The following is a 14496-nucleotide window of genomic DNA, read 5'->3' on the forward strand; positions in this document are numbered from 1 at the left end:
TGGTGGCGATTGGCGCAAGCCTGTAGGCATGAAACAGAGAGTGTAGCTATGACCCCTGCCGAATTCAGATGCCTGCGCGAAGGGCTTGGCTTGTCGGAGCGCGATATCTCCATGCTAACACTGGCTACGGAAGCACAGGTGAAAGCATGGGAGCAAGGGCGCGAGGCCGTGCCTGAGCGAGAAGGCGGCCTGTTGGCGGATCTGGAGCGCGAGGTTGAGCGCCGCCTGGCAGGCGCGCTTGAGCACGCTCAAGCGAAAGATGTAGTTACCCTCAAGCTCTTCAGAAATGCACTTGATTTCAAGAAAAGCGGGCCGGACATGAGCCCCATACCGCCGATGCTTGCCTATCGCTGCCATTCGGCCTTAGTCGGGCGGCTTTGTCGGGCCCTCAAGCGCGATGGTCGCAATGTTACTGTCATCTATTCTTGACGCGGCATGTGGGCTGCCGGGGTCAAGCCTTGGGATGTCAGAAAGGCCTGAAGCCTACCGTCCTTGATCAATTCCTCAAGATGGCTGTTGAAGCTTTCTATGAATGCCTCATTGGTTTCAGACCGATAGCAGACCAAGCCGATTTCAGTTGAATCAATCGAGAACCTCGGGTCAAAGGGCGGCAGGCCCGTGCCCAAGCTGTCAAATACAAACTTGGCGTCCGGCAAAACCGCTACCAGTAAATCTGTCCGGCCTTCCAGAAGCATACGCGCTTTGCCAACTTCGTCCGACACGGCGACAAAGTTGGCCCCAGAGCCTTTGAGAAGCTTGGGTGCATCCGACCCCAGCGCAAAAGCAACTGTCAACCCTTTGAGGTCTTCGAGCCGGGCCGGTGGGTGGGTGCCATGTGGGCTGAAAATGCGGGACTGTGCCGCCACCACGCTGCGGCTGCCAACGAATTGGTCTGGCTTTTTAATCGTGCCTGTGCTGACCAGATAACCGAGGCTGTTTGGATAGAGGCAGTCTGCCTGCTTGGCAAGGAATGCACGTTTTGCTCGCTTATAAGGCAGGATTTCATAGTCAATCGAGCCAAGGCTTGTTGGCAAGACCAGTTTGGCAAGATCGTTATAGAAGCCGGTACCATTGGATTTCAATGTCAGGCCCCAATCGGTGGCCATAACATGCACGGAGTCCTCAGCGGCACAGAGCGATGGTGCTACTGAAAAGAACAATCCGTATACTGCTGCACCAAAGGCGCGGCGTGCCAGTGCGAGGACCATAAGTTATTGCTTCCCACATGCGCCCCCCAGCGCGCTACCAGCATACCGTCTAACTTATCTCCTTGGCAAATGCTGGTCGATTGCCTGATGTATGGGCAGGGGGGTAGAATGATGCAGCAAGGAAGGATTGAGGATGGTACGTTTACTGCTGTTTTTGGGTGTTTTTCTGTTTGCTGTGGCACCTGCTTCAGGGGCGCAGAAAATTGAGATTGCTCCACGCGAAGAGGCCCTGACATTTGCTCGTTCTTATGAGAATGGGATTCCGCAAAAGCTATTGCTGGTTATTCGTTACGAAAACGAAACAATAACTGGAATCGATGTATCTCAGGCGCTTGGTCGGCCGGTGTTTGATCCGATCATTCTCTATAATGAACTTGGGCGTGACGCTATTCTCGCCGCCTTGGAGGTGATACCTGACAGCGCGGCCGTGACCCTGCCGATCACAAGTCTTGGGATGCCGGTTGGACTCGGCGGCAGCCACATCGCTGCAGGCGCGAATTTTCCGGCTCATGCTGATGACGCTGAAGTGGAGGACGGGCCGTTCCTTTTTCCCAAACAGGTCCAGCCGACGCATTGGACAGCGCCGATTCCATCGGGGGATGGGCTGCTGGACTATGAGGCAGAACTTTGCTTTGTGCCCTTGCGGGATTTCCCACCGGTGCGCACATCGCGCGAGATAGGGTTGATCCTGTGCAACGATGTGACCGACAGGGCATTGCTTCTGCGACATATTGATGCGTTTGACATTGAGTCCGGCCAAGGCCTCACAACAGGCAAAAGTGCTCCCGGCTACTTGCCGGTGGGAAACCTGTTTGTCATCCCGCTGGATGCTGAAGGTTTTGCCCAGTCCTTGACGCTCGAGCTATCGGTAAATGGGGAAATCCGGCAGTCGGCACCTGTGTCACGCATGGTCTGGGGTCTTCCTGAAATTCTCCGGGAAACTGAAGCTCGAAAAGACCGCCAGTGGGTTTTCCGTGGCTCCCGGGTCGGTCTGCCGACCCGCAACGGCAGGGTGCCGGCGCGTGCCATGATCATGTCAGGTACGCCCGCGGGTACCGTGTTTGAAGGTATTCGCACCATGCACAAGGTGCGTGGTTTTCTGGACTATGCCCTAGGTGGATGGGACCGCCCGATGCAGCAATGGGTCGTAGACCGGTACATCCGTGAAGAGCAAAAGCTGGGGCGGTACTTGAAGTCCGGGGATATAGTCCATGTGCGGGTTGACCGAATGGGCGAGCTTCGGAATCCTGTCAAAATCTCTAGGGATGAATGACCATAATAACTTGCGAAAGTGCAGCCTTAGGTCCCGGTTTTGTCCTTTTATTTCCGCGCCTTGAAATAAAATTTCACTTTTTAATCTTTTCCTTGTTGACAATTGCGTGGCGCTTCGGTTAGTGATGCAAATATCGGATGGCCTCAATAGGAGGGGCCTCGAGTATTTAGGATTTTAGGAACATGACCACCCTTTGGAAACAGATGTATGCAGTGAAAGGCGCGCAGTTTATTTGCGTCCGTCTTGCATGCATTCCGGAGGGGAGAGAACTTTAAGCCACCAGGGCTGAAAAGTTGAAAAGGTTCCAAACCCCTCCGAAGCATCGCTCCGGAGGGGTTTTTTGTTGAGCCACCGACTTTGAAGCCCGCAATCAACCCTGACGGAGCCTGATTGAAGCAGACGATAGAAAGACCCGAGTACGGCACGTTTAGAGTTGAATTTGCGAGGACAAGAAATGAACCCCCGGGGTGCGGTAAGCGACCTTTGCCAATCCTCGGGGTCCATAAATTGAAAGAAACATGGCCCGGGATATGCATGGGCAAAATGGTGAGACAGAGACATGACAGCAATTGTTAACATACGGCCCGGCGAGACGGGCGAAGAGCGGTTTAACGAGTTCCGAGAGGGTCAGCCGCTGAAGATTGCTCGCGCACGGCGGGGCTTTGGCGGCTTTATTACGCTCGATTTGGGCGATCCGTGCGAAGCGGATGCGGTCACGGGCGATGCCCAGTGGCAGTGGCATCTGTGGATCTACAGCTGTGACTGGGACCTGTATCTGGATGATGCACGGATTCTGTGGCGGCGTGAAAGCGATACCGCGCGGGCCAGTCACATCCTGTCGAAACTGGAAGGCGAAAGCCTTACTGAGATTGAGCATGACAAGGCAGACGACTGTTTTGTGTTCACCTTTACAGGTGGGTTCCGTCTGCATGTAGACCCGGACTTTTACGGCTATGACGCCGGGGATGACCTGTTCATGCTCTTTAAGCATGGCGAGCGCGATGTGCTCTCCTATTCCCCGAAACGACGTTTTTACAAGGCAGCTTAAGATGACCAGTGCAGCGTATGACATGACCGTAGACCACCCTGATTTCGAGATCAGCGTGAGCCTGGAGATTGATACACAGGAAAGTTCACCCGACGCGGTGACAAAATCCTTGGGCGTCTTTCCAAGTCTTGTCACGCGCAAGGGCGAGCCTGAGGCGCCGGAAGGCGAACACCATAGCGTGCTTACGCACCAGGCGCTCAATAGCCATAATATCTGGCGGCTCGACAGTGGCCTCCCTGCTGCCAACACAACGCTCGCGGACCAGATTGACGCGCTTCTCGACCGCCTGGAAGGCAAGGAAGATGAAGTGCAGAAGTGGGCGGAAGGCGCGCATGTGTTTGTCGCGGCCTATGCTTACCACCGGGTGCCGGTTCTGACCCTGAGCCCTGAACAGATGAGCCGCATGGCGGCGCTTGGGGTGACGTTGGAGGTCGATTTGCATGACCTCACGCATGCCCAGGATAATGATAATTAACGGAGACAGACGATGGAAAAATTTCATGACGTAATGCTGCCGCGGGATGTTGAGCAGTTCGACCTGAAGAAGGGTGCTAAGGGCGCGATCATCGGGTCTGGCCTCACTCACCAGCGTGTCTATACCGCCGAGTTTCCAAGCATTCGTGGCGGTGCTTCCACCCTGCTGGAGCTGGACGCCGACGCGTTCGACAGCCTTGGTGAAGTTGTGGTTGTCGCCGGTTGGCGCCAAAGCGCAAGCCAGATGGGTCATCACTAGATGCCTGCCTTGCTGGCATCACTGAGTGCATTGATTGAGTTTCTTTAGCCCCTGATTCCTCCCCCGGCCTCCCCTTTGGCCATCAGGAATCCCCTGGCGTCGGCATCCTCCCCTTAAACCGGCGCCAATCCTCAGCCCCCTCGCTTCCGCGAAGGGGCTTTTTTTTAGGTTCAGCCAGAGTCCTGTGGCCGATTTGCAGCAGTCAGTTGTGGAGTGAGCTTGGGAAAGCAGATTCCACTTCACCAAATCTTTGCCTCACCGTCGAATGGGCTAAAATGACAATCGGGAGTGGGGAATGCGCGACAAGTTTTTTGATATCGCAGATACGGCGGCCGAAACCTTTGCCAAGCTGGTTTTGTTGCTGCTGTTTGTTGCTTGTACCATTTTCCTGATGGTTGATGCCGCGCCTGTTGGCATCGTTTTCTTCTTTGTTGTGCTTAGCTTTGCCCGCTGGGTTTGGGCGAAGCCGTCCGAGACGGACGATCAATTGGTTGATTGACCCTTCGCGCGTGTTCGGGCCTACACCTTCAATAGAATAGACAGTTCGTCGGCTGCGTCCAGAATAGGGCGGGACGACCTTTCCACGCGCGCGCTAATGAGCGCCCCTTCAAACGCGGACAGAATCAATGTGGCTGTCGCCCGGACCCTGGCACGAGGCCAGTCATGGCTTAACAGCATATCTGTTATGGCTTGTTGCCAGTGCCCGAAAGACGCTTTTGCAACCGGGGTGATGATATCGGAAGTAGGTACTGTCTCAAGAACTGTCGTTGCGACCGGGCAGCCGTCAGTGAAGCCAGACTTTTCCATCCACTGAGACAGCAGCGCCGCATAAGCCTGCACGAAATCGGCCGGACTTTCGGCCGAACCTGCCAGTTCGCGGAAAGTGCGTGTGGCAACCTTGCTGGCGGCCTCAAGGGCCGCGGCGCCAATGGCCTCCTTGCCTTCCGGGAAATAATAATAAAGCGATCCACGCGGCGCGCCGGACCGTTTCAATATTTCTGCTGTTCCGGTGGCGGCATAGCCCTGCTTGCGGAACAATACAGCCGCAGCATGAATAAGGGCAGCCTCATGCTTTGAGCGGTTTTGAGCAGTCTTTTTTCGCTTGGATTCTGGCTTTTCGGCTATGGCGTTGCTCATGGAAAATTCCCGAAATTTGACTCTTGGGCTTGACTTTGGTTAAAAGTTATACAGATCAGTCTATATAATCAACAATTATCGAGGATGGAAAAATGACACAGGAAGCAGTTGGCAGCGAAGCCGGATACCAGCATGGAGCCAGAGAAGCGGTAGAGATGGTAGCTGAACGCACCGTTGCGACAACGGAAACGATGCGAGCTATCGTGCAGGTTTCACCCTTCACGCGCTGGACCGGGTGTGAAGTTCTGACGTGCGAGGAGGGCGTGTGCGAAGTACGGATGCCTTTTCGGAAAGACCTGACGCAGCATCATGGCTTTGTCCATGGCGGGATCATCGGTTTCCTGTCAGACAATGTCTCGGCTGCTGCTGCCGCGAGCGTTGTGGGCGATGTTGTGACTGCCGACTATAGCGTCAAATTGCTTGCCCCGGGAATTGGTGATGAGTTTATGGCGCGGGGTGAGGTTGTAAAAGTCAACAAGAGGCTGGTGGCTGTCGAGAGCCGCGTTTTCGCGGTAAGTGACGGAAAACAAAAGTTGATTGCCGTCGGGGCGGCTACTATTTTACCAGTATAAAATAAACTTTTAATTGTTTTTTGTTCCCAAGGCAGGCGGGAACGCCTATGGTTATTTCTTGTCGAGAACTGGTTTTGGGGGATGACTTATGTCGGACGGGACAGGCACGCGACGCGAGAAACTAACTATATCGACCATTCTGTGGGCGCTTTTGACCGCCCTGTTCTTTTCGGCTGCTTTCTATCTTGGCGAAGGATAGATCACGAGATGCGCTGAAATTCCGTGGCGGCCATCAAGTCGCCGATCAAGGTTGATTTCGAACCCTTCGCATTTACATGGAAAATGGCGCGAAAGTCGTCTGCTTTCTTTGCGATGTTGGGGTCCGTATTGTCTGGAAGGCCTACATCATTCGGAAGTAGCATCATCTGGCTGCTGCCGTAAGCATTGCAGGCAAAATAGGTTCCCCAGAAGCTGCTTTCTTTCTCCACCAGCTTGATGCCCAGGGCCTTCTCCAGGTCGTGGCGGGCGTCGCCAATTTCGGCCTGGCGTGTGCCAAATATCATTTCCTGCTCATCCGCTTTTTTCCCCTCTTTGGGTTCAGATGACGGCGCCTGAATGGGGTGATCCACGGTCTTCTTCATCTTGAGGCGCAGGCCAAAAATGGGGTCGAAGGGCGCGTGATCCTGCAGGAACAATTTCAGCGGCAGGTGGAAGCTGATAATGATAACCCCGAAGGGAAAGAAATACAGGCCCCTGGCCAGGGAGGCCCAGCTGACAGGGGCTGCGCCGCCTTTCGTGACACGGTAGCCCAACAGGCGGGCACCGATTGTGCTTCCATGCATCATCAGTGCCGGCAAGGCAAACAGAAGGGCATTAAGCGCCACAATCATGGTGAAGTCAAAGCCGGTCAAGACATCGGGCTTGCGGTCAAAAACCAGTTTGAACAGGCCAAATACACCAATGAACCCGATAACTGCATCAATCGCGAAGGCGGATACCTGCCCAAACCAAGGCGCTTCCCTCAAAACTGTCTTTTTCACCGCCACCCCTACAGTCTACATCTTTACCTGCATTCTTTAGCGCAGGCTTGTATTTATCCCTCTACAGCATAATGAGTGTTTTGTTAACACGAATTGACATCCTGTATCGCTTTGATTTCATGATCGCAAAAGCGTGGGCGTGATAGTAACGTGCGGTGATATACGGGAGAGGGAAACTGGAATGACAGGACATAGTGGTAAGGCCAATGCAGAAGGCATGGTTTCACTGATACTGCGCGACGCCGGGCGACTGTTTGCTCGTGTGTGGAGTCGGGCTGTCATCGTCTGTTTTGTGATGGTCTTCTCCCTTTTGGCCATCGGCGGCGTGCTTCAATTGTTTGGCGTTCCGATTTTTGAGGTTCAGCCCGAACCCGGCTGGCGGTTTGATATCTTTCTTTTCAATTGGTTGGGGTGGCTGCTCAACTATCTCGCATATATGGTTCTAGTGGGAAAAATGCTGGCCGGGAATAGCCGGGCCGGGAAGATACCTAATGGCCTGATGGTGCGCGCCGGGGTGCCGGTGTTTATGCTGATGGCAATGCCAAGTGCGTTCGTATCCACCTGGATGCCTGACGGGGATTTGACGCGCGAATATATCATTATGATGGTGCCTCAAAGCCTCTTTGACGTGTCGCTTTCTGTCATTGCACTTTTTTGGTTTTTAAGGCGCCTGGCGCGCCGGGCAGATGGGTTGGCCAGTCCAGATTGGCGCGAAATGCCCACCAGAGTTTCACTCACGCTGGTGATCTTGCTCGCGGGTTTTCTGATCGGGTCTGAACTGTTGTACACAGCACTTGGAAGCATCGAGTGGCAGGTCATGACAGGTAGCGACGACCTTTCTGCCATCATGGGGCTCGTGGCCTTGATCGGGGCGATTGTAGCGCTTTACCTGAATGTGATTGTTACCCCCAGCTTGATTGCGGCTTGGTACCGCAACCTGCCGTCTGTGAAGGCAAGCAGCAGCGGGATCAAGGAAATATTCGCATAGGCGGCTTACAGCTGCTCTTGTGCTGAAGCGCAGGACCGGTTCCGGAGAAACCCATTAATGCCCCAGCGTCTTGCGCTCCAGCGGGCCCAGATAATAGGTCGGGTCAATGCCTCGGGCTGAAAGGAAAGCGGCCAGTTCGCCACTGTCTCTCAGTGTTTTGATGCGGGCATTGATGCGGGCAATCATGTCCTCGTTTTCCACTGTGCGGTGGCAAACAATGGCAATGTTGTCGTCATTGATAGTGAAAGACGGATTGTAGGGTGGCATCGGCTTGCCAAGTTCGCGGAAGACAAAAAGCACATCCGGCATATAGGCGATCATCAACTCAACTCTGCCGCTGATCAGAAGCTCGGCTTTGCCTTTCTCGTCATTGACCGGAATGAAGGATGCGCCAAAACCGTCCAGCAGGCGTGGGACTTCCGCCCCCATTGGGTAGGCGATCACCCTGTCTGTCACATCTGCTTTTTGAGAAACCGCTGGCGTGTCATACCGGGAAAAAATATGGGCCACGCTGCGGAGCATGAAATAACTTTCCACGAGTCCGGACGTATCATCGACGATTCCGGTGGCGGCCATATAGTTCAATGTGCTGGGATAGTGGCAACCCGTTTTGTCCTGGGCAAATATCCGGTTCGCGCGGCGGTAAGGCACGATGTCGTAGCGCGGGGTGCGGGCAATTTCATCCAGAACCAGGTGCGCCAGATCATTATAGAAACCTGTACCATCTTCAGCGAGCGTCATGCCCCAGGCAGTGGCATAGATTTTCCCTGCCTTTTTTTGGGCGTCATCGGCCTGCTGTGCCGATACGTCTACCGTTAGGGTAAGGAAAAGGAATGCTGAGATAAGTCTCGTTACAATCATAAACGGTCCAGTTGCGACCCCAATATTCATGATAGGCCAACAGGGCTTGGCAGGCAATGGTTTAAGGTTTTGGCTGCGGCAGGTAGCTTGCTGCATCAAGGCGGTTTTCCAGCATCAGGGCGTGTGCCTTGCCGCCCTCAAGGACAGCCATGGCGTGGGTGTTAAAGGCTGCCAAAAAGGCCCTGTTTTTGGGTGTGTCGTGGCAGGTGACGCGTGCCAGCGTATTGTTCAGCTCATACTCCGGGTTGAACGGGGGCAGGGGTTTCTGCATGGCCTCAAACACAAACTTGGCATCGGGCATTGCAGCTGTCATCAGGTCAACCCTGCCTGACAACAGCATCCTCGCTTTGTCACTTTCGTTGGCGACCGCGATGAAGTCCGCATTGGCGCCGCGAAGGAAAAAGGGCACCCGTGATCCCATGGCATAGGCGACGGATCGGTGATCGACGTCGTGAGCACTGGCCGGTGGGGCGGTTCCTGGCGGGGAGAAAACATAGACCTTTACGTTGAGTATTCCTCTGGTATCGATCAAGCCATCGGCGGAAGAAATTTCACCACCATCCATCAGGAGGTCGATGTTGCTGGGATAGAGGCAACTTTCAGTGTTCCGGTAAAACAAGGCCTTGGCACGCCTGTAGGGCAGGATGTCATACTGTACCGGTGTTTCCAAACCGTCCAGGAACAGCCTGATCAGCTCGTTGTAAAAACCCGACCCATCCTCCGACAGCGTCATTCCCCAGGCGGTCCCATAAATCTGAACACCGCCTTCCGCAACCTCAAAGGGCAGGGGCTTTATGTTCTGAGGCTGTTTGGTCGGGGCGATGATATTTCCGGATTGTCCCTTCAAGAATAGCATGACAGCGGCAGCACCCAGAAGGATGGCTATGGTCCATGTCAGTGATGTCTTTTTCATAGGAGCTCCGGTGCAACTGAAGCGTCAGTATATCAGAGGACAGCGTTCAGGGGGAAGCGCTAGTGTCCTTCGGGCAGGTGAGATACAGGGCGGAGTTATGGCCGTAGCCTTAATAGAGATGGGTAAGGCAGACTTGGGTTGGATTGCCAACTATTTGCCTCCGAATAGGCACAGGTTAGCGCAAGTGCCATTGACCGACGTTCAGCCCTTCTTCTATGTGGATGTATATTAGAATTGGCACAATTGCCCAATCGGCCCAGATAATTATGTCCAGATAACTTTAATGGCATTTTGAGAAGGAAGCGCTGGATGGCGTCTATTGCACGAATGATGGTAGTGAAATCTTTGGGGCTTGCCCTGTTGCTGTCCTTTTGGGACCCGTCATCTTACGCACAGGACCATGAAACGATCCCACCTCCGCGTAAGCTGACAACAGAGCTGAGCGAGCGGGCCGCTGCTAATTATCAACGATACTGCGCCCTTTGCCACGGGGCGAACCGCGAAGGCTATGCCAACGACCATGCGCCCTCCCTAAGAAGTGAAAGCCTGTTCCAGTCAGGCGTGCCGCACGCGGTCCTTAGGCCGCTTTCATATGGGCGCGAAGGCACCGCCATGGGCGGTTACCTTGATGAGGTTGGCGGTCCGCTGACGCTGGATGAAACATGGGATCTGACATATTGGCTTTTTTGGGAATCCGGCGTCGACCGCGTGAAGCTTTCAACCAACCCTGTGCACGGCGACATCCGGCGCGGCAAAGTGGTGTATCAAGAAAACTGTGCCAGCTGCCACGGTGTGAACGGCGAGGGCGTGAATGCCCCGGCGCTTGGGAACCAGTCTGCGCTGGCGCACAATACAGACGAGTTTATCCGATATGCCATCCGCTATGGCCGCAATGGCACCCCAATGCCTGCCTGGGGTGAAACCCTGTCCGACGCGGATATTGATAATGTCACCGCCTTTCTGCGCAGTCGTGCCAGCGGTTGGAGCATGCAGAAACCTGTGCTCAAGGCGATGCCCGCGCCAGATGAATATGTCATCAACCCGGATGGTGAAGACCCGGATTTTGACCTGACAGAGGGGCGGTATGTTTCCGCCACAGACCTGCTTGCAGCAATGCAGGGCAAGAAGCGCATGGTGCTTTTGGATACACGGGTTACGTCCGTGTGGCAGCGAGTGCATCTGGAAGGCTCCATCCCCATCCCCTATTATACCAACTTCGATGAGCTGGCCGACCAACTGCCGAAAGACGTGCAGATTGTGGCTTATTGTTCCTGCCCGCGGGCTGCCGCCGACCATGTGGTCAACAAGCTTAGGCGCCGTGGGTATGAAAACACAGCTGTGCTCTATGAGGGCATTTTCGGATGGATGAATATGGGCTATCCGGTGATGCGCGGAGATTTTGAAGTCGCGGCGGACTAGGGGCGGCACGGCGATTGCGTTAGCAACCAAGATCCTGTCTACCCGTACATTCCCTCAGGGGAGCTGAGTATTATTGGCATATTTGACCCGAAAGTGACATTTTGGACACTTCGCGGTTGAAGGTCTTTCCGGCATTGTCCCGCTGTTTCTAGTAAAGACAGCGAAAGGACAAATATGTTGGAACTAATAATTTTGGGCACCTTTGCCCTCCTGGCGGTGGTCGAGATGGTTCGGCCCCGTCAACACTATGCGGCGTCGCCTTTTTGGCGTACTCGTGGCGCCATCGGGTTCATACTGTATCTGGCCGTCGGTACATTTGCCCCTTTTCTTTGGGATGATGTGCTGGCAAGTCACCGGCTCTTCGACCTGACAACTCTGCCGGTCTGGCAGCAGGCGTTAATCGGTTTTCTGGTTGCGGAACTGGTTGGATACAGCTGGCACCGCAGCATGCACACCTCCAATTTCCTGTGGCGCGCTTTCCACCAGATGCACCATTCAGCAGAGCGGTTTGATATCTGGGGTGCCTTCTATTTCAGCCCGCAGGACATGGTGGGTTTCACATTCTTTGGCAGCCTGGCGCTGGTCGGCATTGTGGGTATCGGCGGTGAGGCAGGACTGGTCGTGAACCTCACGCTCCTGTTCCTGACAGCGTGGCAGCACATGAATATCAAGACGCCTCACTGGATGGGATATATCATCGTGCGGCCGGAATCTCATTCAGTGCATCATGCGCGTGGCGTGCACAAATATAATTATTGCGACGTGCCGCTGATCGACATGCTGTTCGGCACCTTCCGGAACCCGAAAGAGATCATTCCTGAGGCGGGTTTCTATGACGGCGCGTCGCTTGAGGTCCCGAAGATGATCGCGGGCTTCGATGTGTTATCCAGCTACGCGGGGCCGAGCCCGGCGAATACAGCACGCGCAAGCGAAGCGACAGCGGGGCGGGCCTAGGCCAACTGGGCCATAGGTTTCCCCAGATTACGGATGGCTTGGTATTTTTGCCGGTATTTTGCGGGTGAAACCCCGGCCATCCGTTTGAAAAGACGGCGGAAAAAAGCCGAATCCTCATACCCGACAGCCGCGCTGATCTCCTCCACGCTCTGAAGCGTGGTTTCCAACAGTTGCTTGGCTTCCTCTACTCTTACGGTCTGAACATAGGCCACAGGCTTCATGCCAGTGGCGCTGGTGAAGCGGCGTTTGAAAGTGCGTTCGGCCAAACCGGACTTTTCAATCATTCGGGTCACTGGTTGTGGTGCATGGTAATTGTCTGCAATCCAGGACTGGCATTCACTGATGACGGCATCATCATGCTCCCTTTTGGGTGCTGGCCCGGTGAAAGGCAATTGGCCGTCGGCCCTGTCGCCAAGCAGGTAGATTTTCGCTGTTTGGGATGCTGCTTCATAGCCGAAGAAGCGCTTGATCAGATAGAGGCACAGTTCCATCCAGGACGAGGAACCACCTGTTGTTATAATGCTCTCGTCGTCCATCGCGCAGGAGAAGATAAGGTCAGGCTTCAGCTTGACGTTTGGGTATGCTGTTTCGAACAGTGCTGCCCCGGCCCAGTGGGTTGTGGCCACACGGCCATCCAGAAGCCCTGCTTCCGCGAGAAGCGCCGCGCCAGTGCACACCGAACAGATGTTGGCGCCCCGGGCGTGTTGTTCGCCAATCCAGCGTGCGCTTGCTTGCCAGTGCTCGGTATCGCGGAAGTCATCGCCAAGCAGGAAGTCAGGCGCAATGATCACGCTGCCCGGGGGCAGGTCTTCCAGGCCTGCTTCCGGCATGATCGGTATTTTTCCAACACAGGTAAAAACGCCCTTGATAGGCGAGGCGATGCGGACATCGAAGCCGTCAATATGGGTATCCTCTCCTGTCAGGGCTGTCCACATGCTGCCTACGGAATCCAGAATTTCATACAGACAGTAGAGCACCGAGCCCGTGGTTTCGGGTAGCGCAACGATATCTATCCGCGGTTTCACAATAGTCATCTTTTCTTCCTACGTGGCATAAAGGGACCGAAAATGTCATTTGAGACACTTAATTGATTGGCGGCGATTTGGCAAGGTGTCAGGTATTGAGCGACAAGCAGCCCGGCCAGGCATTGCGGGCCGCTTGTCTTTCATGCCTTGCAGCCTCGCAAGCAAGGACGGATCAGTTGGGGGATGTCTTCCTGACTGGTGTCGGGTGATGCTCCTCCCACACTAACCCCACAATCCACCCCGGCTGGTCCGTCCTTTTCAAGGTAGAGTGCACCAGCCCAAGGTTGGGGAAAACAATAGGGCTTGACCTTGTAGTAAGCTTTAAGGTGTATGATTGATGCCGACTCAAGAAAAAGGAGTGCGGCATGGCAGGCATGACCATCGGGGAATTGGCTAAATCGACAGGCATCGGCGCAGAAACCATACGCTACTATGAACGCAGCGGTTTTTTACCGGCGCCGGACCGGATGCCGTCAGGCTATCGGGTGTATGGTGGTGACGCTCAAAAACGTGTGCGCTTCATCAAGGAAGCGCAGGCGCTCGGCTTTACGCTGAATGAGATCAAGGAGCTGTTTTCGCTTACTGACGACCCTGAAGCTGATTGCGCCAGTGTGAACGCCCGCGCCCGCGCCAAGCTTGAGGAGATCAATGAAAAGCTGAGGAAGCTGAAGCTGATGAAAAAGAGCCTGGAGCGGCTCTCTGACTATTGCCCGGCAGATGAGCATCCGCTTACGGAATGCAGCATCATCAACTATCTGTACGGCAAATCAGGCCTCGATGGCTAAATCGCGTCGTCAGCGGCCCAACTGGCGTTTGGCGGTGGCCCTAAGGGCAATGTAATTGTCCTGGTTTTCTTTTGCGATGCTGGCGCAGTAGGCTTGGGTGGTCATGTTCCCTCGTTCTTTCGTTTCCCGCCGCTCGGCAATGGATGTTGCAAATTCGAAGGCGTAGATGTCCTGGCCCAGGTCACTGATGAAGGTCCTGACGTCTTCTGGGCTCATATCGCCAAACTTGGACCATTCGGTCTCCTCATAGTGTGCAATGATGATTTCGCTGAGGTTCTTGAGCGCCAGCTCATTCAGGATCGGCATATTCACGTTCAGTTCGTGGCGCCTGCACATATGCACATAGGAACGGAACCGGGCGGGCCCCAAAGCGTTGTGATACAGCGGATGGTTGGTTTTGCGCACCGCAAGCCATTTATCCAGCGACCAGGTCCTGAGGGCCGCCAGGTCCTCGTTTTCGGCCTCAAAAAGTGGGTCTGGTATCGGGAAGCTTGGTGTGTCTTGCGCTGCCAGCCCCTGGCCGCAGGCCATCAGGAATAGGGCGCAGAGAACGAGCCTGAAATCAAACATGTCTTGTTTCCTTTGTTTGGCCCGATTTTG

At 54.7% G+C, this 14496-nt stretch carries 18 protein-coding genes; 11 read left to right on the top strand and 7 right to left on the bottom strand.

Going from position 1 to position 14496, the window contains the following annotated elements:
* Nucleotides 1-48 precede the first annotated feature (48 nt).
* Entirely contained in the window at nucleotides 49-429 is a 381-nt protein-coding gene (locus KORM41_RS02195; protein ID WP_068143910.1) for a helix-turn-helix domain-containing protein, read from the top strand.
* On the opposite strand, the gene KORM41_RS02200 is transcribed toward KORM41_RS02195, so the two are convergent.
* Nucleotides 420-1208, bottom strand: coding sequence for a substrate-binding periplasmic protein (locus KORM41_RS02200; protein ID WP_068143912.1), 789 nt, complete (start codon nucleotides 1206-1208; stop codon nucleotides 420-422). The genes KORM41_RS02195 and KORM41_RS02200 overlap by 10 nt on opposite strands.
* A gap of 133 nt (nucleotides 1209-1341) precedes the next feature.
* Between KORM41_RS02200 and KORM41_RS02205 the strand changes: the two genes are divergently transcribed.
* From KORM41_RS02205 to KORM41_RS02225, 5 genes are all read left to right on the top strand, one after another.
* Nucleotides 1342-2481, top strand: a complete 1140-nt coding sequence (locus KORM41_RS02205) for a fumarylacetoacetate hydrolase family protein (RefSeq protein ID WP_068143913.1) — start codon at nucleotides 1342-1344, stop codon at nucleotides 2479-2481.
* Nucleotides 2482-3040: 559 nt separating this feature from the next.
* Entirely contained in the window at nucleotides 3041-3529 is a 489-nt protein-coding gene (locus KORM41_RS02210; protein WP_068143915.1) for a hypothetical protein, read from the top strand.
* Nucleotide 3530: 1 nt separating this feature from the next.
* Nucleotides 3531-4004 (top strand): DUF4279 domain-containing protein, encoded by a 474-nt coding sequence (locus KORM41_RS02215; RefSeq protein ID WP_068143917.1) that lies wholly within the window; start codon nucleotides 3531-3533, stop codon nucleotides 4002-4004.
* Nucleotides 4005-4016: 12 nt separating this feature from the next.
* Nucleotides 4017-4262, top strand: coding sequence for a hypothetical protein (locus tag KORM41_RS02220; protein WP_068143919.1), 246 nt, complete (start codon nucleotides 4017-4019; stop codon nucleotides 4260-4262).
* Nucleotides 4263-4557: 295 nt separating this feature from the next.
* The gene (locus KORM41_RS02225) at nucleotides 4558-4761 is read left to right on the top strand and encodes a hypothetical protein (RefSeq protein ID WP_068143921.1); all 204 of its coding nucleotides are present in this window, start codon (nucleotides 4558-4560) and stop codon (nucleotides 4759-4761) included.
* A 20-nt stretch (nucleotides 4762-4781) separates the two neighbouring features.
* Here KORM41_RS02225 and KORM41_RS02230 read toward each other — a convergent pair whose 3' ends face one another.
* Nucleotides 4782-5399: a TetR/AcrR family transcriptional regulator gene (locus tag KORM41_RS02230; RefSeq protein WP_082719677.1), complete on the bottom strand. Its 618-nt coding sequence runs from the start codon at nucleotides 5397-5399 to the stop codon at nucleotides 4782-4784.
* 92 nt (nucleotides 5400-5491) lie between these two features.
* Between KORM41_RS02230 and KORM41_RS02235 the strand changes: the two genes are divergently transcribed.
* Nucleotides 5492-5971 (top strand): PaaI family thioesterase, encoded by a 480-nt coding sequence (locus KORM41_RS02235; RefSeq protein ID WP_068143923.1) that lies wholly within the window; start codon nucleotides 5492-5494, stop codon nucleotides 5969-5971.
* Between the two features lie 200 nt (nucleotides 5972-6171).
* Here the strand turns inward: KORM41_RS02235 and KORM41_RS02240 are convergent, their stop codons facing one another.
* Nucleotides 6172-6951: an RDD family protein gene (locus tag KORM41_RS02240; protein WP_068143925.1), complete on the bottom strand. Its 780-nt coding sequence runs from the start codon at nucleotides 6949-6951 to the stop codon at nucleotides 6172-6174.
* A 181-nt stretch (nucleotides 6952-7132) separates the two neighbouring features.
* On the opposite strand from KORM41_RS02240, the gene KORM41_RS02245 reads away from it, so the two are divergent.
* Nucleotides 7133-7939, top strand: coding sequence for a hypothetical protein (locus KORM41_RS02245; protein ID WP_068143927.1), 807 nt, complete (start codon nucleotides 7133-7135; stop codon nucleotides 7937-7939).
* 54 nt (nucleotides 7940-7993) lie between these two features.
* Here KORM41_RS02245 and KORM41_RS02250 read toward each other — a convergent pair whose 3' ends face one another.
* Together KORM41_RS02250 and KORM41_RS02255 are read right to left on the bottom strand one after the other, a co-directional pair.
* Nucleotides 7994-8800, bottom strand: coding sequence for a hypothetical protein (locus tag KORM41_RS02250; RefSeq protein ID WP_068143929.1), 807 nt, complete (start codon nucleotides 8798-8800; stop codon nucleotides 7994-7996).
* Between the two features lie 61 nt (nucleotides 8801-8861).
* Nucleotides 8862-9713, bottom strand: coding sequence for a hypothetical protein (locus tag KORM41_RS02255; RefSeq protein ID WP_068143930.1), 852 nt, complete (start codon nucleotides 9711-9713; stop codon nucleotides 8862-8864).
* Nucleotides 9714-10022: 309 nt separating this feature from the next.
* Between KORM41_RS02255 and KORM41_RS02265 the strand changes: the two genes are divergently transcribed.
* Entirely contained in the window at nucleotides 10023-11132 is a 1110-nt protein-coding gene (locus tag KORM41_RS02265) for a c-type cytochrome (protein ID WP_068143934.1), read from the top strand.
* A gap of 174 nt (nucleotides 11133-11306) precedes the next feature.
* Entirely contained in the window at nucleotides 11307-12086 is a 780-nt protein-coding gene (locus tag KORM41_RS02270) for a sterol desaturase family protein (protein WP_082719679.1), read from the top strand.
* On the opposite strand, the gene KORM41_RS02275 is transcribed toward KORM41_RS02270, so the two are convergent.
* Nucleotides 12083-13120 (bottom strand): GlxA family transcriptional regulator, encoded by a 1038-nt coding sequence (locus KORM41_RS02275; protein WP_068143936.1) that lies wholly within the window; start codon nucleotides 13118-13120, stop codon nucleotides 12083-12085. The two genes, KORM41_RS02270 and KORM41_RS02275, sit on opposite strands and share 4 nt — an antisense overlap.
* A 356-nt stretch (nucleotides 13121-13476) precedes the next feature.
* Here KORM41_RS02275 and KORM41_RS02280 point away from each other — a divergent pair, with 356 nt between their 5' ends.
* Entirely contained in the window at nucleotides 13477-13896 is a 420-nt protein-coding gene (locus tag KORM41_RS02280) for a heavy metal-responsive transcriptional regulator (protein WP_068143937.1), read from the top strand.
* Between the two features lie 9 nt (nucleotides 13897-13905).
* On the opposite strand, the gene KORM41_RS02285 is transcribed toward KORM41_RS02280, so the two are convergent.
* A complete protein-coding gene (locus KORM41_RS02285) occupies nucleotides 13906-14466 on the bottom strand; it encodes a hypothetical protein (protein WP_068143939.1) in 561 nt (186 codons plus the stop codon).
* Nucleotides 14467-14496: the final 30 nt, after the last annotated feature.

It is taken from the genome of Kordiimonas lipolytica (assembly GCF_001550065.1).